17 protein-coding genes are annotated in these 16,187 nt (G+C 69.6%); 4 read left to right on the plus strand and 13 right to left on the minus strand.

What is annotated here, in order from left to right:
* Nucleotides 1-131 precede the first annotated feature (131 nt).
* The 13 genes from ACWGID_RS41090 to ACWGID_RS41150 all read right to left on the minus strand — a co-directional run bounded on the left by ACWGID_RS41090 (nucleotide 132) and on the right by ACWGID_RS41150 (nucleotide 12,359).
* Entirely contained in the window at nucleotides 132-1,133 is a 1,002-nt protein-coding gene (locus tag ACWGID_RS41090; protein WP_452204820.1) for an ABC transporter permease subunit, read from the minus strand.
* Nucleotides 1,134-1,385: 252 nt separating this feature from the next.
* Nucleotides 1,386-2,201 (minus strand): ATP-binding cassette domain-containing protein, encoded by an 816-nt coding sequence (locus ACWGID_RS41095; protein ID WP_452204822.1) that lies wholly within the window; start codon nucleotides 2,199-2,201, stop codon nucleotides 1,386-1,388.
* A gap of 47 nt (nucleotides 2,202-2,248) precedes the next feature.
* Nucleotides 2,249-3,322, minus strand: a complete 1,074-nt coding sequence (locus ACWGID_RS41100) for a substrate-binding domain-containing protein (protein WP_452204824.1) — start codon at nucleotides 3,320-3,322, stop codon at nucleotides 2,249-2,251.
* A gap of 81 nt (nucleotides 3,323-3,403) precedes the next feature.
* Complete coding sequence (locus ACWGID_RS41105) at nucleotides 3,404-4,579, minus strand: ROK family transcriptional regulator (protein ID WP_452204826.1); 1,176 nt, start codon at nucleotides 4,577-4,579, stop codon at nucleotides 3,404-3,406.
* 150 nt (nucleotides 4,580-4,729) lie between these two features.
* Nucleotides 4,730-5,500 carry an adenosylcobinamide-GDP ribazoletransferase gene (gene cobS / locus ACWGID_RS41110; protein ID WP_452204828.1) on the minus strand — a complete coding sequence of 257 codons (771 nt, stop codon included), beginning with the start codon at nucleotides 5,498-5,500 and terminating at the stop codon, nucleotides 4,730-4,732.
* Nucleotides 5,497-6,027: a bifunctional adenosylcobinamide kinase/adenosylcobinamide-phosphate guanylyltransferase gene (locus ACWGID_RS41115; RefSeq protein WP_452204830.1), complete on the minus strand. Its 531-nt coding sequence runs from the start codon at nucleotides 6,025-6,027 to the stop codon at nucleotides 5,497-5,499. Before ACWGID_RS41115 ends, cobS begins: the two co-directional genes overlap by 4 nt.
* A complete protein-coding gene (locus ACWGID_RS41120) occupies nucleotides 6,020-6,829 on the minus strand; it encodes an ECF transporter S component (RefSeq protein WP_452204832.1) in 810 nt (269 codons plus the stop codon). Before ACWGID_RS41120 ends, ACWGID_RS41115 begins: the two co-directional genes overlap by 8 nt.
* Nucleotides 6,826-8,436: an ABC transporter ATP-binding protein gene (locus ACWGID_RS41125; protein WP_452204834.1), complete on the minus strand. Its 1,611-nt coding sequence runs from the start codon at nucleotides 8,434-8,436 to the stop codon at nucleotides 6,826-6,828. Before ACWGID_RS41125 ends, ACWGID_RS41120 begins: the two co-directional genes overlap by 4 nt.
* Nucleotides 8,433-9,518 carry an energy-coupling factor transporter transmembrane protein EcfT gene (locus tag ACWGID_RS41130; RefSeq protein ID WP_452204835.1) on the minus strand — a complete coding sequence of 362 codons (1,086 nt, stop codon included), beginning with the start codon at nucleotides 9,516-9,518 and terminating at the stop codon, nucleotides 8,433-8,435. The genes ACWGID_RS41125 and ACWGID_RS41130 overlap by 4 nt, the downstream gene beginning before the upstream one ends.
* 11 nt (nucleotides 9,519-9,529) lie before the next feature.
* Nucleotides 9,530-10,279, minus strand: coding sequence for an SCO2322 family protein (locus ACWGID_RS41135; RefSeq protein WP_452204837.1), 750 nt, complete (start codon nucleotides 10,277-10,279; stop codon nucleotides 9,530-9,532).
* 238 nt (nucleotides 10,280-10,517) lie between these two features.
* Nucleotides 10,518-10,727, minus strand: coding sequence for a hypothetical protein (locus tag ACWGID_RS41140; RefSeq protein WP_452204839.1), 210 nt, complete (start codon nucleotides 10,725-10,727; stop codon nucleotides 10,518-10,520).
* Complete coding sequence (locus ACWGID_RS41145) at nucleotides 10,724-11,734, minus strand: aldo/keto reductase family protein (RefSeq protein ID WP_452204841.1); 1,011 nt, start codon at nucleotides 11,732-11,734, stop codon at nucleotides 10,724-10,726. The genes ACWGID_RS41140 and ACWGID_RS41145 overlap by 4 nt, the downstream gene beginning before the upstream one ends.
* A 37-nt stretch (nucleotides 11,735-11,771) precedes the next feature.
* Nucleotides 11,772-12,359, minus strand: a complete 588-nt coding sequence (locus tag ACWGID_RS41150; protein ID WP_452204843.1) for a DUF3043 domain-containing protein — start codon at nucleotides 12,357-12,359, stop codon at nucleotides 11,772-11,774.
* 166 nt (nucleotides 12,360-12,525) lie between these two features.
* On the opposite strand from ACWGID_RS41150, the gene ACWGID_RS41155 reads away from it, so the two are divergent.
* The 4 genes from ACWGID_RS41155 to ACWGID_RS41170 all read left to right on the plus strand — a co-directional run bounded on the left by ACWGID_RS41155 (nucleotide 12,526) and on the right by ACWGID_RS41170 (nucleotide 16,063).
* Nucleotides 12,526-13,353 carry a PspA/IM30 family protein gene (locus ACWGID_RS41155; protein WP_452204845.1) on the plus strand — a complete coding sequence of 276 codons (828 nt, stop codon included), beginning with the start codon at nucleotides 12,526-12,528 and terminating at the stop codon, nucleotides 13,351-13,353.
* Nucleotides 13,350-13,625, plus strand: a complete 276-nt coding sequence (pspAA, locus tag ACWGID_RS41160; RefSeq protein WP_452204847.1) for a PspA-associated protein PspAA — start codon at nucleotides 13,350-13,352, stop codon at nucleotides 13,623-13,625. The genes ACWGID_RS41155 and pspAA overlap by 4 nt, the downstream gene beginning before the upstream one ends.
* A 297-nt stretch (nucleotides 13,626-13,922) precedes the next feature.
* Entirely contained in the window at nucleotides 13,923-15,449 is a 1,527-nt protein-coding gene (locus tag ACWGID_RS41165; RefSeq protein WP_452204849.1) for a sugar transferase, read from the plus strand.
* A 44-nt stretch (nucleotides 15,450-15,493) separates the two neighbouring features.
* Nucleotides 15,494-16,063, plus strand: a complete 570-nt coding sequence (locus tag ACWGID_RS41170; protein WP_452204850.1) for an RNA polymerase sigma factor — start codon at nucleotides 15,494-15,496, stop codon at nucleotides 16,061-16,063.
* Nucleotides 16,064-16,187: the final 124 nt, after the last annotated feature.

A 16,187-nucleotide genomic window follows, 5' to 3' on the forward strand; every position in this document is an offset into this window, starting at 1 on the left:
CACCAACCTCAACAGGCCGGCCAACTCCTCCGAAAACGACACGGTCCCCGCAACTCCTCAAATCGAGGTGTTGCGAGGACCGCATGAACCCGCCCGGCGACGGGGGCTTTCTTGTGTCTTCGGCCGATTAGCTATGCGCGGCCGTGGGCCTGGCGGCTGCGGCGGCTCAGGGAGTCGATGGTGACGGCGATCAGCAGGACGCCGGCGGTGACCATGTAGCGGACGTTGGAGTTCAGGCTGAGCAGGGCCAGGCCGTTGGAGATCGAGATGATCACCAGCGCACCGAGCAATGCGGAGTACGCCGAGCCGCGGCCACCGAACAGGCTGGTGCCACCGATGACGGCGGCGGCGATCGCGTTCAGGTTGGTGTCCGCGCCACCGCTGCTCTGGTTCACCGCGACCAGCCGGGCCGCCGCGAGCAGACCGCCGACGGCGGCGAAAGTGGAGCAGGCCGCGAAGACCGACAGGTAGATGCCGCGGACATTGATACCGGCCCGCCGCGCGGCTTCGACGTTGCCACCGACCGCGATGATCGAGCGGCCCCAGCGGGTACGACGTACCGTCAGGTCGGTGCCGACGACAAGGGCCAGGAACAGCAGGAACATCGCCGAGATGCCCCGGTCGCCGTTCAGCGCGACCACCGGAATCAGCAGTACGGCGGCGAGCGCGGCGGTCTTGATCGCGATCATCGACGTCGGCGCAGTCGAGAGGCCAGCCGCGGCGCGGGCCGAGCGGGCACGCACGCGGGAGAGTGCGTACACCGCGACCACGACCGCGACCAGCGCATAGGCAAGTGCGGGGGAGAGGAAGCTGCGCGTGGCGAACCCGACGAGCGCCGAGTCGTACGGAAGGTTCAGTGAACCCTCTTTGCCGAGCACCAGCAGCTGCAACCCGAGGAACCCGAGCAGACCGGCCAAGGTGATGACGAAACTCGGTACGCCGAAGCGGGTGTAGAGCAGCCCGTAGAACAGGCCGATCAGCAGGCCGACCGCGACGCCGACGACGAGGGACAGAACGAGCGGCCAGCCCTTGTTGACGAACGTGACGCCGAGGACCGCGGCGGCCAGACCGCTGACGGAGCCGACCGAGAGGTCGATCTCCGAGCAGCAGGACCAGGACGATGCCGAGGGCAATCACCCCGACCGACGTGGTCTGCAGGGTGAGGTTCACCAGGTTGCGGCTGGACAGGAACGAGCTGTTCGCGATCTGGAAGACCGCCCAGATGATGATCAGGCCGACCACCACCGGGACCGAGCCGAGGTCGCCGGAGCGCAGCCGGGCGGTGAACGCGGAGACGGCGCCACTGAAGCCGTTGCTCGCGATCAGCCGCTCGTCCTGCAGGTCGGCCGGCAGCGGGGTACTTCCGTTCGTTTCGGCACGCAGCGTCATGACGCGGGGCCCTCCTCCCGGTTCCGGCGAGCGGCGCGCTCGGAGACCGCGTTGTCGGTCGCGCCGGTGATGGCGGCGATGATGTCCTGCGTCCTGGTCTCGCTGACCACGAAGACGCCGTTGTTGCGGCCGAGGCGCAGGACCGCGACCCGGTCGGCGACCGCCATCACGTCGGCCATGTTGTGACTGATCAGGATCACGGCCAGATCGCGCTCGCGGAGCCGTTCGACCAGGTTGAGGACCTCGGCGGTCTGAGCGACGCCGAGGGCCGCGGTGGGTTCGTCGAGCATCACGACCTTGGGCCGGCCGAGCAGGCTGCGGGCGATCGCGACGGTCTGCCGCTGGCCGCCCGACAGGCTGGCGACCGGGATCCGGACCGACGGGATCTTCGCGGACAGCTGCCGGAGCAGCTCCCAGGACTGGCGTTCCATCTCGACCTCGTCCAGCACGCGACCCTGACGGAGCTCGCGGCCGAGGTACAGGTTCGCGACCACGTCCAGGTTGTCGCAGAGGGCCAGGTCCTGGAACACGGTGGCGATGCCGAGCTGCTGCGCCTCGGCCGGGCTGCCGACGCGGACCACCTGGCCGTCGAACACCATGGTGCCGTGGTCGGCGGTGTAGACGCCGGCGATGGTCTTCACCAGCGTGGACTTGCCGGCGCCGTTGTCGCCGACCAGCGCCAGCACCTCACCGGCCCGGACGTCCAGCTCGATGTTCTTCAGGGCCTGGACGGCGCCGAATCGCTTGGAGATCCCCTGCAGGTTCAGCACCGTGCCGGCGCCGACGTCGAGAGGAGCCGGGGTAACAGTCACACGATCAGCCTCCTGGGCTTTGCGTTCAGGCCATGATCCCGGCGAAGTCAGTTGCTGGACAGACCTGCGGCCGTGCAGGCGGCGGCGAAGGCAGCGGTGCAGATATCGGAGATCTGGTAGATGTTGTCCTTGACAACCGTGTCCTTGATGTTGGCCTTGGTGACCGCGACCGGGTCGAGGATCGTCGACGGTACGCCGCTCTTCTCGGTGGTGGACTCCGGCTTGTCACCTCCTGCCAGTGCGACCGCGCCCTTCGCGGCGGCCTCGGCCTGCGGCTTGACGGCCTTGTAGATGGTCATCGCCTGGTCGCCGGCGACGATCCGCTGGATGGCGGCGAGCTCCGCGTCCTGACCGGTGACCGGCGGCAGCGGCTTCACGCCACCACCCTTAAGGGCCTCGATCGCGCCGCCGGCGGTGCCGTCGTTGGCGGCGTACACGCCCACCAGGCCGTTCTTGATCGCGCTGAGCTGGCCCTCCATCCAGGCCTGCGCCTTGTCCGGGCTCCAGTCCGGGGTGTCGAACTCGGCGGCGACCTTGAAGCCGCTGGAGTCGAGCACGCTGTGCGCGCCTTTCTTGAAGTCGGCCGCGTTCGGGTCGGTCGGCGAGCCGTTGATCATCGCGAGGTTGCCGGACGTCGTGCCGGCCGCCTTCAGGGTGTCGAGCAGGGTCTGCGCCTGCAGCTTGCCGACCGCCTCGTTCTCGAACGACACGTAGTAGTCGGCGTTCTCGATGAACCGGTCGTAGGCGACCACCGGGACGTTCTGGCCCTTCGCGGAGCTGGCGACCGCGGCGGCGGCCTTGCCGTCGACCGGGTCGAGCACCAGCACGTTCGCGCCCTGGGTGAGTGCGGCCTCGGCCTGCTGTTGCTGCTTGGCGGCGTCCTGGTCGGCGTTGCTGTAGATCAGTTCGCAGTTACCGCAGGCCGCCTTCAGGGCTTCGGTGAACAGCGGGCGGTCGAGCGCCTCGTACCGGGTGGTCTTCGACTCGGGGAGGAGCAGCGCGATCTTCTTCGCGCTGCCGCCACCGCTGCCGGAGTCGTTCGAGCCGCAGGCCACCAGGGAGACAGCGAGGGCCGAGACGGCGATGCCGAGGCCGACGAGACGGGTTGCTGAGACGGACATATGGCGGCTCCTTGACGAGACGGCCCCGATTGGCCTGTCCCGAAGTCAAACCCGCCGGTGTCTTGGCGTCAAGACTTGAATTCAAGAAATGGAGATATTGGTGTGACTCAACACCGACGCGCGCTGGATTGCGCCGACGATGTCGGCCTCGTCGCCGAGCTCGGCGGACCGCAGTTCGACGGTCGCCGCGGCACTCGGGATCGCGCACCGGTCGAGCGCCTCGCGCAACGGCGCGAGGATGAGTTCGCCGGCTTCGGCCATCAGGCCGCCGACCACGACGACCTCCGGGTTGAGCAGGTTCACCACGCCGGCGACCGCGACACCGACCCGGCGGCCGGCGTCCTCGATCACCCGGCGGCAGCCGAGGTCGCCGCCCTGCGCGCGGGTCACGATGTCCTTCAGACGCAGGGGTCCGTGGGACGCGGCGAGGCTGTTGATCAGCGCCCGCGAACCGACGAACGTGTCCAGGCAGCCGCGGTTGCCACACCGGCAGATCGGGCCGTTCTCGTCGATCGTGACGTGCCCGATTTCGCCCGCCGTACCGGCCGAACCGCGGAAGACCTCGCCGTCGATCACCAGGCCGGCGCCGACGCCGTAGGAGAACTTCAGGTAGCAGCCGTTGCGTACGCCGCGGAGCGCGCCGGCTCGCAGTTCGCCCAGGGCCGCGAGGTTCGCGGTGTTGTCGAGCGCGACCGGGGCGCGCAGATAGCCGGACATCGCCTCGGCCACGTTGACGCCGCGCCAGCCGGGGAGCACTGCGTCGGAACCGGCCTCGCCGCTCACCGAGTCGACCGGCATCGGCAGCCCGAACCCGATCGCGGAGACGTCCTCGACGCCGGAGGCGACCGTCTCGGCCAGGTCGGCGAGCAGCCGCGCGGCGCGCTCCATGCCGTCGTCGGCGACGTGGTCGGCCTGCAGTGGCATCAGTTGCCGGGTGAGGATCTCGCCCGACTCGTTGGCGATCGCGACCCGGACATCACGCTCGCCGAAGGTGATCCCGGCCAGCAGTCCACCGCCTGACGCGAGGGAGACCAGCACGGCTCGGCGGCCGTTGCGGATGCTGCGGGACAGGCCCACCATGCCGGCCTGGTCCAGCTCCCGGACCATGTTCGACACGGTGGCGGCGGACAGGCCGGACGCGGCGGCGATCTCGACCTGGGTCAGTGGGCCGTGCTCGCGGACCACGCCGAGAACGCGCGCACGGTTGGCTTCGCGCAGCGAAGCCTGCGAGCCCGGCGCCGGGCGGGTTGCGTTCATTACATAAAGATAACGGATCGCGGGGCGTGCGCGGCCGCCCACCGCTCGTGAACCAGAAACCTCATCCGCAACCTCGCCGTCAGTACCCCACTGGAACGTTCCATCGGCGACAGTAGACCACTCGCCGCACGGGCTGCTGGAGGTGAGCGCTCACACGGTCAGGGCGAGTGTCAGCAGCGCTACGGGGAGGGCCAGCTCGACGGTCGCGCCGAGGACGTCACCGGTGCTGCCACCCAACGCCGACCGGGCTCGGCGGGTGGTCTGAAAGCTGGTGAGGACGGCTAAAAGGACGGCCGCGATAGCACCTGCGATGCGAGCCGGCTCGGGCCAGGTCAGGACGAGCGTTGCCGCCAGTACGACGACAGTCGCGAGAGCCGCCGTACCGGGGCTGACGGTGCCGGCGACGACGTTTCCGAGACCGTCGGGGCGGGCGGCGGGGACCGACGTGCGGCAGGACCAGGGGAGGGTCAGGCGGCTCGCGGTGGTGGTGATCAGGACGGCTTGCCAGCCGAAACCGGCCTGGAGACACGCGGTCAGCCCGGCGACGTCGAGCAGCAGTACGCCGACGATCGCGACCACACCGAACGGGCCGATGTCGCTCTGCTTCATGATCCGGAGCATCGTCTCGCGATCCCGGCGGCTGCCGAGGGCGTCGGCGAAGTCGGCCAGCCCGTCGAGGTGCAGGGCGCCGGACATCCCGGCGACGACCAGGATGCCGAGAACGGCGGCCAGCAGGTCCGCGTCCGGTCGGACGAGTTGTACGAGTGCGACCACGCCGGCTGCGAATCCGCCCACCACGGCGCCGACGAGCGGGCCGAGGATCATCGCTCGTCCTCCCACCGTTCGGTCAACCCGGGAAGGCATTCCGGCGGGGAGCACCGTCAGGGTGCCGAAGGACAACCGGAGCGCGTCGAGCGTCATGTCAGTGGGAGGGTTCGGCCGGCCACTGTCCACAGGACCTGGTCGGACGCCAGTGAGATGGTGGTGTTCAACCGGCCCATCAGGTCGCGGAACAGCCGGGTGCCGGGGTCGGCGGGGACGATGCCGGAGCCGACGTCGTTGCTGACGGCAACCACGTGGCGGGGTGTCGCCGACCAGGCGGCGGCGAGCCCGGCGATGCGCTGCTCGACGAGGTCGGCGCGGGACAAGTCGGACCAGACATCGACGTCGTCCATGGTGCGCGAGAGCCAGAGGGTCAGGCAGTCGATCAGCAGGGGAGGGCCGGCCGACTCGAGCAGCGGGACGAGGTCGATCGTCTCGGCGAGGCCCCAGGAGGCGGGCCGGCGGGTCTGGTGGATGGCGACACGGGCGGCCCACTCGGCGTTGCCCGAGTCGTTTCCGCCGGTCGCGACGTACACGACGTCGGGTACGGCGGACAGCAGGCGCTCGGCGGCGATCGACTTACCGGAGCGCGCGCCGCCGAGGACCAACGTGCGCTGATCAGTCATTGCCCCTCCTGGACTCGAAAACCACCGGCGCCTCGAAGGCCGCCTTCCTGGCGGTACGCCGGAAGGCGTTCAGCATCGGCCGTCCGAGCGTCAGCACCAGCATCGCGGACAGGATCCCGCGCGGGATGTCCCAGCCGAGCGACGTCGCCACCACGAACAGGAGGTACCGGTGCAGGTTCTCCGCCAGGTCGTCGCCCGGCACGAACGAGAAGTTGCTGCCGAACGTCGCGTACGGCCAGAACCACAGGTTCATGATCACGCCGTACAGCACGCCCGACACCAGCGAGTACGCCGCGAGCAGGAGCAACTCCAGTCGCCCGCCGGCTCGCGGCAGGAGCCCGGCGAGGCACCCCACCCACGCGCACGCGAACATCTGGAACGGCATCCACGGCCCGACCCCGCCGCTGATGAGCGCTCCGCCGAGCAACGACACCGCACCGAGGACAAAGCCGAACCCGGCGCCGAACGCGCGTCCTGCCAGTACGAGCAGGAAAAAGCCCGGCTCGAGTCCCGCCGTACCTGGGCCGAGGGCACGTAGGGCTGCGCCGACCGCCGCGAGCATGCCGACCAGCGAGATCACCTTCGCGTCGATCCCGGACTCGGACAGCTCCGCGAGGACGACGGCCACCAGCAACGGGAGCAGCAGGACGAACAGCCACGGAGCGTCCGTCGTGTGCCCGATCGCGGACGCGCCCTCCTGCGCCGTCCGGAAGAACAACGGCCAGGCGAAGGCGAGGACGCCGACGAGCGACGCGACCAGTAGCGCGAGCGTGCTCCGTGGCTTCAGCTGGATGAGTCTCACGATGCGCGGCCCAGGGCGTCGGCGACCTCGCCGACGGTCAGGAACGGCAACGGTGCCAGGATCTTCGCGACCTGCGGCGCGAACGCGGGGGAGCCGGCGATCACCTCCGCCGTCTCGCCGTCGCTCACCAGGTCGCCGTCCGCGAGCACCATCACGCGGGTGGCTACCTCGGCCACCATCTCCACGTCATGCGTCGACAGCACCACTGCGTGACCTGCAGCTGCGAGCTCACGCAGAATCGACACCAGCCGTCGCTTGGCGCCGTAGTCCAGTCCACGCGTCGGCTCGTCCAGCAGCAGCAACGGCGGCGCACCGCACAGTACGACGGCCAACGCCAGACACAGCCGCTGTCCCTCGGACAGATCCCGCGGGTGCAACTCCAGCGAGACATCCGGCGCCAGCCGCTCGAGCAGCGCCCGGCAACGTCCCGCGGGCACCTTGAAGTCGGCGTCGGCGTTGGCGCACTCGTCGGCCACTGTGGCGGAGTAGAGCAAGTCAGCCGGCTCCTGCGGCACCAGTCCGACCGCCTTGACCAACCGATCCGGCTTGGTACGTCGTGGGTCCGCGCCGGCCGCAGTCGCCGTACCGGACCGGACTGGCACGATCCCCACCAGTGCGTTCAGCAGTGTCGACTTACCTGCACCGTTGCGGCCCATCAGAGCGACGACTTCGCCGGCCTTCACGGTCAGCGAAACCCCACGCAGTGCCATGACCTCGCCATAGCCAACGACCAGGTCGGTGCAGCGCGCCAGTTCCGCACCCAGTGCAGCTGTCGGCCGTGCCGGCGCAGTCGAGTCCAGCTGGCCCCGCATGGTCACCGCAGCCCGCCGTGCATCCCGAACAGACAGGGGGAGAGGTGACCATCCAGCCAGCCGGCCCAGCTCTACGACCGGCGGCGCGACTGGTGCGTTCACCATCCGCTCGGCCGGCAGTCCAGTCGACACCGCGCCAGCACCACCAGGTACTTCGATCACTCGGTCGGCGTACTGGACCACTCGCTCGAGTCGGTGCTCAGCCATGACCACCGTGACGCCCAGGTCGTGCACCAGTCGCTGCAGCGCGGCCAGCACCTCCTCGGCCGCCTGCGGGTCCAGCGCCGACGTGGGCTCGTCCAGCACGAGCACTGCGGGGTGAGAGGTCAGCGCTGCCCCGATAGCGGTCCGCTGCCGCTGGCCACCCGACAACGAGCTCAGCGCGCGGTCCCGTACGTCGGCCAGCCCCAGCAGGTCCAGCGTCTCCTCGACCCGCCGCCGCATCACGTCCGACGCCACACCGAGCGACTCCATGCTGTACGCCAGTTCGTCCTCGACCGTGTCGGTGACGAACCCGGCCATCGGGTCCTGTCCGACCATCCCGACCACGTCGGCGAGGTCCCGCGGGCGGTGCTCCCGGGTGTCCCGGCCGTCGACCAGTACCCGGCCGGTCAGGGTGCCGCCGGTGAAGTGCGGTACCAGTCCGTTGATTGCCCGGAGCAACGTGGACTTGCCGGAGCCGGTGCGCCCGATAACCAGCGCCAGCTCGCCTTCGGGCACGGTGAAGCTCACGTCCCGCAGCGCCGGCGCCCGAGCGCCGTCGTACGTCACTGTCACCTGGTCGAACTCGATCATGCGACCGCCTTCTTCAACGGCGGCGCGGCCAGCGCGGGCACCAGTCCGATCAGTACGCCGACAACCGGTAGCACTGGCACCGGTGGGACCACCAACGGCCCGGGAAGCAGCAGACCGTGCACGCCACGGACCGCGGCGCCCACCATCACGCCCGCAGCCGCCGCACCGGCCATGACGACAAGCCACTCGGGCAGCGCCCACGGATCGGGCCGGTACCGTGTCCGCGCGACCCGCTGGCGTCCGATCGCCATGGCACCTATTGCCAGCAGTACGCCGACAGTCAACGCACCGCCCGCGAGTGGGAAGGCCATCGAGTCGGTCAGCAGCGCGTAGACGCCGAGCAGGATCCCGAGGAGCCCTAGCAGCACGCAGAGCGCTGTGAGTCGACGCTGCGCTCGCGGTGCATGTGCCGTACGACCGTAGCCTCGGGAGTCCATTGCGGCGGCGAGCTCGACCGAGCGGTCCAGAGCGCCTTCGAGGACCGGCATGGCCGTCGTACGGAAGGATGCGCGCGTGCGGCCGCGGAGGCGGCGGGCAGCGCGGACGCGGCGGCCGTCTGTCACCAGTTGCGGTGCGAACGTCAGCGCCACCACGCAGGCCACGCCCATCTCGTACAGGGCCCCGGGCAACGACTTCAGTAGCCGCCGTGGGCTGGCCAGTGCGTTGGCCGCGCCGACGCAGCAGAGCATGACGGCGAGCTGCGCACCGTCGTACAGGGCGGTCAGGAGTGCCTCGGCGCTCACCTCACCGCCCAGCTTCACGCCGGCGGCCCACGCGGGCAGGGGGATCTGCGGCAGTGTGAACAGGATCGTGTTGCCCTGCGAGCGCGTGGACAACAGTGCCTGCAGTACTACCCGGACGGCGATGACGAGCAGACCGAGCTTCAGGAACGCGGTGAAGCTGTGCGCCCACGGAGCGTCGCTGCGGCGCGCTGACACCACGAATCCGGTGACAGCCAGGATGAGGACCAGCAGGACCGGGTTCCGGGTCCTGCTGGCCGCTACCGCCATGCACAGCGCCCACAGCCACCAGGCCCCCGGGTGGAGTGCCCGGGGGAGCGTGAGGCTGTCGACGGCGCGCATGACCTAGCCGCTTACTTGGCCGCGGTACGACGGCGGTTGAGGACGAACCCGCCACCAGCCAGCAGTACGACGACGATCGCCGCGATGATGATCCCGGTCCACGGGGTCCCACCGCCGTCGTCCTTGGTGCTGGCGGCCGGAGTCGCGGTCGAGCCGACGGCCGCAGCGATCTGGAGAGTGACCTGTGCATCAGTGGCGGGGACCTTGATGTTCTTCACCTGGTCGCCGCAGCCCTTCGACGGGTAGCCGGCGACCCCGCAGGTCAGACCCTTCTCGATCCGGACCGGTGCGACCGCGGCGAGGATCTTCGCGCCGTTCGCCGTCGCGTCCGTCACGACGCAGGTGCCGGTCGCCGCGGGCGGTGTCTCACCGGAGACCGCGTCCTCCGGCGTCCCGGGGTCGACGACCACGGCGACCCGCTTCTTGCCGGTCTCGGCCGGGGTCTTGCCACAGATCGCGTCGAAGTCGCCCGCGGCCCGCGGTACCCGCGGCTTGGCGCCGCCGACGGCGAACCGCCAGCCCTCGACGCCCCCGTCCGCGGGGACGTAGGCGTCGGCGCCCTTCTGGGAGAACGCCCACTGGCCGTTCGTCCACTGGTAGTAGCCCCAGAAGCGGTAGCCGTCCTCGGCGGTGGCAGCGCCGGCGGTGGTGGCGACGGTCCCCGCCAGCAGGAAACCCGCCAGCAGGCTGAGGACCAGTCGTACGGTCCGGCGGTGCCCCCTGAAGTGCGCTGTGAAGTGCGCCGGGAGAGGTGCAGTCATGATGAGTCCTCGGTCGGGCCGCAGCCCGGTGGAGGAGGTCCCGCCTGCACCGGCAGGGTGGGGCTCCACCCGCGGGCCACGGCGGGTAGTTGAGCCTGACTGCCTGCGTCACAGTGTTCCGGCTCGCCACCCTGACCCTTGCGGGTCGAGGGTGGCCTACGGTTGCGGGTCAGCGCCGGACTCGGACCGGCTTCCCTGTGACGCAGGCGTGTGGTTCGACCGAACTCTACTCCGACCTCTACTCGGCGCTCGACAAACTCATCGGGCCGTACACTTCCCGGCCGTCCTCCAGCAGGTACACCTGGCCGACGCCGCGGTCGGCCAGATCGCGCCAGACCTCACCCAGCCAGCTCTCGGCGTCACCCTGCGCCGAGAAGTCCGCGCCGCCGACCTCACCCGGGTCGACCAGCGCGCCGCTCGCGGTCTCGAACCGCCAGCTCCAGCTCACGAGTTCGGCCGCTTCTGCGGGGCGTTCTGCGCGGTCTTCGCCGGGTCGCGCTCGACGATGTGGCCGAGCACCTCGTCGATCCGCTTCAGCAGCGCGTCGTCCAGCTTCACGCCGGAGGCCTTCACGTTCTCCGTCACCTGCTCGGGCCGGGAGGCGCCGATGATGGCCGAGGAGACGTTCGGGTTCTGCAGCACCCAGGCGATCGCCAGCTGGGACAGCTCGAGGCCGGCCTCCGCGGCGAGTGGTTTCAGCTCCTGCACCCGGCCGAGCACGTCGTCGTTGAGGAACCGCTTGATCATGTTGGCGCCGTTGGCGTCGGTGGCCCGGGAGCCCTCCGGCGGCTGCTGACCGGGCAGGTACTTACCGGTGAGCACGCCCTGCGCGATCGGTGAGAACACCACCTGGCCGATGCCGAGCTCCTCCGACGCCGGCACGACCTCGCCCTCGATGACCCGCCACAGCATCGAGTACTGCGGCTGGTTGGAGACGAACGGGATGCGCAGCTCGCGGGCCAGCCGGTGGCCCTCCTGCAGCTGCTCCGCGGTCCACTCCGAGACGCCGATGTACAGCGCCTTGCCCTGCCGGACGACGTCGGCGAAGGCCTCCATCGTCTCCTCGAGCGGCGTCTCGGTGTCGAAGCGGTGCGCCTGGTACAGGTCGACGTACTCGGTCTGCAGCCGCTTCAGGGAGGCGTTGATCGACTCGTGGATGTGCTTGCGGGACAGGCCGGTGTCGTTCGGTCCGCCGGGACCGGTCGGCCAGTAGACCTTGGTGAAGATCTCCAGCGACTCGCGGCGCTCGCCGGCCAGTGCCTCGCCGAGCACCGACTCGGCCTTGGTGTTGGCGTAGGTGTCGGCGGTGTCGAACGTCGTGATGCCGGCCTCCAGGGCCGCCCGCACGCAGGCCCGGGCCTGCTCGTTCTCCACCTGGGAGCCGTGCGTCAGCCAGTTGCCGTACGAGATCTCGCTGACCTTGAGACCACTGTTGCCCAGATAGCGGAAGTCCATACCCCTGACCCTACTGGCCAACCCCGCTCGGCGCGGGTCAGGACGGCTTCTCGCCGCGCTTCACCATCGGCTTCGGCAGCCGCCAGCGGCGCATCTGCATGGTCCGCCGGACCGCGTAGAACCCGAGACCCTTGGTGGACTCCTTCGGGTACTTGATCGCGACCTGCTTCTTCAGCCCCGCGGTGAGCAGGAACCAGTCCGCCGCGATCAGCAGGATCATCGCCAGGAACAGCAGGTTCACGACGCCGGCCAGCCAGAGGAACTGCCGCGAGAACACCACGCCGACCAGCGAGACCACCAGCAGGATCGGCAGCGCGAACTCCATCACCGAGTAGCGGGCGTCCACATAGTCCCGGGCGAACCGCTTGACCGGGCCCTTGTCGGCGGCCGGCAGATACCGGTCGTCGCCGGTCTGCATGGCCGACTGCATCTTGGCCCGCTCGGTCCGCATCTTCTCCCGGCGGATCGCCGAGGCCTCCCGGCGGTTGGCCGGCTTCTTGAAGGCGGCCTTGCGGGCCGCCTCCGCCTCCTTGCGGCTCGGCGTCGGCCGTCCCTTGCCGCCCGGCTTGCCCTGGGACTCGGCGGGTACGGTGGTATCTGTCTCAGACTTGGTACGACGGAACACGGGGTCAGAACCTCATTCGCAGGGCAGGTCGCGAGTCGGGGTGGTCCCCGGACCTGGGCACCACTTTATCGGGGCCTGTCCTGATGGTGTGGTGACCCGGTGGGACATAGGGTGGATGGCACGCACGCCGGGTCGTCACTCCGGCACAGAAGGGGTACGGATATCGATGAGCATCTTCAAGCGGATGTCGACGATCTTCAAGGCCAAGGCGAACTCCGCCCTGGACAAGGCCGAGGATCCTCGCGAAACCCTTGACTACTCGTATCAGAAGCAGCTGGAGCTGCTGCAGAAGGTGCGGCGTGGGGTGGCCGACGTCGCCACCAGCCGCAAGCGGGTGGAGCTGCAGGCCTCCCAGTTGCAGTCCCAGTCGGCCAAGCTGCAGGAGCAGGCGCAGAAGGCGCTCTCGATGGGCCGCGAGGACCTGGCCCGCGAGGCCCTGACCCGCAAGTCCGGCCTGCAGGGCCAGATCGACGACCTGCAGACGCAGCACGCGCAGCTGCAGGGCGAGGAGGAGAAGCTGACGCTCGCCTCCCAGCGGCTGCAGGCCAAGGTCGAGTCCTTCCGGACCCGCAAGGAGACCATCAAGGCCACCTACACCGCGGCCGAGGCGCAGACCCGGATCAACGAGGCCTTCTCCGGCATCTCCGAGGAGATGAGCGACGTCGGCCTCGCGGTGCAACGCGCCGAGGACAAGACCCAGCAGATGCAAGCCCGGGCCGGTGCGATCGACGAGCTGCTCGCCTCCGGCGCGCTCGACGACGCCAGCGGCACGGTGAAGGACAACATCAGCCTGGAGCTGGACCGGATGTCGTCCGGCTCCGACGTGGAGAACGAGCTGGCCGCGATGAAGGCCCAGCTCTCCGGCGGCGGCGCGCCGAAGGAGCTCTCCGGTGAGGCCCAGCAGTCCACTCAGCAAGCCGCTCAGCAGCCCGCCCAGCCAGTGCAGCAGCCGGTGACGGAGCCGGTGCGACCTCAGGACGGAGATGTTCGGTGATCGTTCGCATCATGGGTGAAGGTCAGTGGCGACTGGCCGACGAGAAGCTGGACGCGCTGAACGCGGTCGACGGCGACCTGGAGAAGGCGGTGTCCTCCGGCGAGCAGGCGGCGTACCAGGCCGCGTTCGCCGCGCTGCTGGACTTCGTCCGGTCCGGTGAGAAGGTGCCCGACAACGAACTGCACGACTCCGACGCCATCCTGCCCCCGTCGGACAGCTCGCTCGCCGAGATGCGCGAGCTGATCAGCGGCGACGGCCTGATCGCGGGCTGAGCCAGAACACGACCAGCACGACTCGCACGACTCCGATCGTCCGACCCCGACCCGGCGGCTGATCACCTCGAGTAGTCGGAAACAGACCCCCAGGACCCGCGAAATACGGGCCTCGGGGGTCTTTTTCGTGCGTCCGGTGGCGGCCGCGTAAACACTCGTCATCAGTGCTGTTGTCCGCCCGATCCCCGTAGTACTGTCTGCATCACGCCGTTGTGGGGGCGGCGTTTGGACGAGGTCCGTGACGGGGTGTGGGTTGGTCACGGGGTTTCGGGTTTCACCTGTGGGGGGTGACTTTGCGTGACTGAATTTGTCATGCCGGAGGGACTGGCCGAGCCGGCTGACCTTCGGCCGGCGCCGTCGGGGGAGCGCCGTCGGCCGGTCTGGGTGGTACCGGACGAAGTACCGGCAGTGGTACCGCGCTCGGCGCGGTACACCGAGGCGCGTTGGGTGGCGAAGTACCGCGTGGCGTCGCTGGCATCCGATCTCGGCGCGGGGGCGATCGGGGCGTCACTGGCACTGATTGCCAGGTTCGGTGCCCAGATCAACCTTGGGTACGTCGTGCTGGGCGCACTGCTACCGGTCGCCTGGCTGGCCTGTGTGGCCCTGCAACGGGGCTACGAGGCGCGGTACTTCGGGACCGGGCCGGAGGAGTTCCGGTCGATCATCCGGGCCGCGGTGGCGCTGACCGCCCTGGTGGCGATCACGTCCTACGCGACCAAGAGCGAGGTTGCTCGTGGGTTCGTCGTGCTGGCAGTGCCGACGACCTGTGTGGCGGCGATGTTCGGGCGCTGGGTGCTGCATCGGCAGATCTCCTGGCGGCGGGTTGCCGGACGGTGTATGCGGAGGGTGCTCGTTGTCGGACGCAACGAGCAGGTGACGACACTGCGCCGGCATCTCGAGGAACGGCCGACGGACGGGTACATCGTGGTGGCCGGCTGCCTGCCGCGCGGAGACGCGCTGGAGGAGGCCGGACTGGAGCAGTTGGGCCGGGCCGAGATGGACATCCTGGCGGCGGTCGACCAGTACGACGTCGAGGTAGTCGCCGTGGCCGCCGACCCGGAGTTGGCCGGACACTCGCTGCGCAAGCTGTCCTGGGCACTGGAACAGCGCGGAGTGGAGCTCATCGTCTCACCGGGCATCGTCGAAGTGGCCGGTCCGCGGATCTCGATCCGCCCGGTCGCCGGCCTGTCGCTGCTGCACCTGGAGCGGCCGTCGGTGAGCGGTGGGCCGCACCTGATGAAGAGCATCTTCGACCGGGTGGTCGGGTGTCTGCTGCTGTTCGCGGTGGCCCCGATCCTGCTGGTGACGGCGGTGCTGGTGAAGTTCACCAGCCGCGGCCCGGTGCTGTTCAAGCAGACCCGGGTGGGGCGCGGCGGCGCGCCGTTCCAGATGCTGAAGTTCCGCACGATGGTCGCCGACGCGGAGGAACGCAAGGCCGAGTTGCACGCGCTGAGCGACGGCAACGGGGTGTTGTTCAAGATCCGCGACGACCCGCGGGTGACGAAGGTCGGCCGGTATCTGCGCCGGTTCTCGATCGACGAGCTGCCGCAACTGGTGAACGTGCTCCGGGGGGACATGTCACTGGTCGGGCCGCGACCGCCGTTGCCCGCCGAGGTGGCGCAGTACCAGATCGACGACGCGCGGCGGATGCTCGTGAAGCCGGGCCTCACCGGCCTGTGGCAGGTCAGTGGTCGTAGCGACCTGACCTGGGAGGAGTCGATGCGGCTCGACCTGCGGTACGCCGACAACTGGTCGATCGCACTGGACCTTCTGATCCTGTGGAAAACCGCACGCGCGGTCCTGGGGAGCGACGGCGCGTACTGAGCGGTGCTTGTTTTCGTGGCTGTGCATTCCCGAGGGGGGAATTCGTGACTGTTGTCTTGGAGAGGTCTGACGTCGCCCGGTCCGAAGCGGCGACTCTGGTGGTCCAGGCGGCAGCCGGCGACCAGGGTGCCTGGAGCCGGCTCGTCGACCACTATGCGCGGCTCGTCTGGGCCGTGACCCGCAGCTTCCGGTTGAGCGACAGCGACGCCGCTGACGTCTCGCAGATGGTCTGGCTGCGGTTGCTCGAACACATCAACCGCGTCGACCCCGAGCGGGTCGGCGCCTGGCTGGTCGTCACCACGCGCCGGGAATGCCTGCGGGTGCTGGCGTTCCGCAAGCGCGTGCTGCTGACCTACGAGGCCACGGCGTTCGAGGGGGTCCCCGGTGACCAGCCGGACCTCGACGCCGAGCTGCTGGCCGGTGAACGCGCGGACGACGTACGACGGGCCCTGGAGAGCTTGCCGGACCGCTGGCAGCAGCTGCTCGGCATGCTGATGGCCGACCCGCCGGCGCCGTACGCGGAGATCTCCGCGACGATCGGGATCCCGATCGGCAGCATCGGCCCGATCCGCGGCCGCTGCCTGGACAAGCTCAGACTGCTGCTTGCCTCCTGAAGCAGCAAGACCGGTCCGGACCGCGTGCGATCAGAGCATGATCCCGGCGGGCCGGCCGGGCGGGGTCGAGGTGCCGCCCCCCGCCGACGAACGCCGACACACCCCCCCGCCCGCCGCCGCCCCC

It is taken from the genome of Kribbella sp. NPDC054772, from assembly GCF_053611945.1.

Excerpts from the sequence above, each read along its gene's own strand:
- cobS (WP_452204828.1), bottom strand. The coding sequence starts at position 5,500 with ATGACGCTCGACGCGCTCCGGTTGTCCTTCGGCACCCTGACGGTGCTC.
- ACWGID_RS41155 (WP_452204845.1), top strand. The coding sequence starts at position 12,526 with ATGAGCATCTTCAAGCGGATGTCGACGATCTTCAAGGCCAAGGCGAAC.
- ACWGID_RS41130 (WP_452204835.1), bottom strand. The coding sequence starts at position 9,518 with ATGCGCGCCGTCGACAGCCTCACGCTCCCCCGGGCACTCCACCCGGGG.
- ACWGID_RS41145 (WP_452204841.1), bottom strand. The coding sequence starts at position 11,734 with ATGGACTTCCGCTATCTGGGCAACAGTGGTCTCAAGGTCAGCGAGATC.
- ACWGID_RS41135 (WP_452204837.1), bottom strand. The coding sequence starts at position 10,279 with ATGACTGCACCTCTCCCGGCGCACTTCACAGCGCACTTCAGGGGGCAC.
- ACWGID_RS41105 (WP_452204826.1), bottom strand. The coding sequence starts at position 4,579 with ATGAACGCAACCCGCCCGGCGCCGGGCTCGCAGGCTTCGCTGCGCGAA.
- ACWGID_RS41125 (WP_452204834.1), bottom strand. The coding sequence starts at position 8,436 with ATGATCGAGTTCGACCAGGTGACAGTGACGTACGACGGCGCTCGGGCG.
- ACWGID_RS41115 (WP_452204830.1), bottom strand. The coding sequence starts at position 6,027 with ATGACTGATCAGCGCACGTTGGTCCTCGGCGGCGCGCGCTCCGGTAAG.
- ACWGID_RS41100 (WP_452204824.1), bottom strand. The coding sequence starts at position 3,322 with ATGTCCGTCTCAGCAACCCGTCTCGTCGGCCTCGGCATCGCCGTCTCG.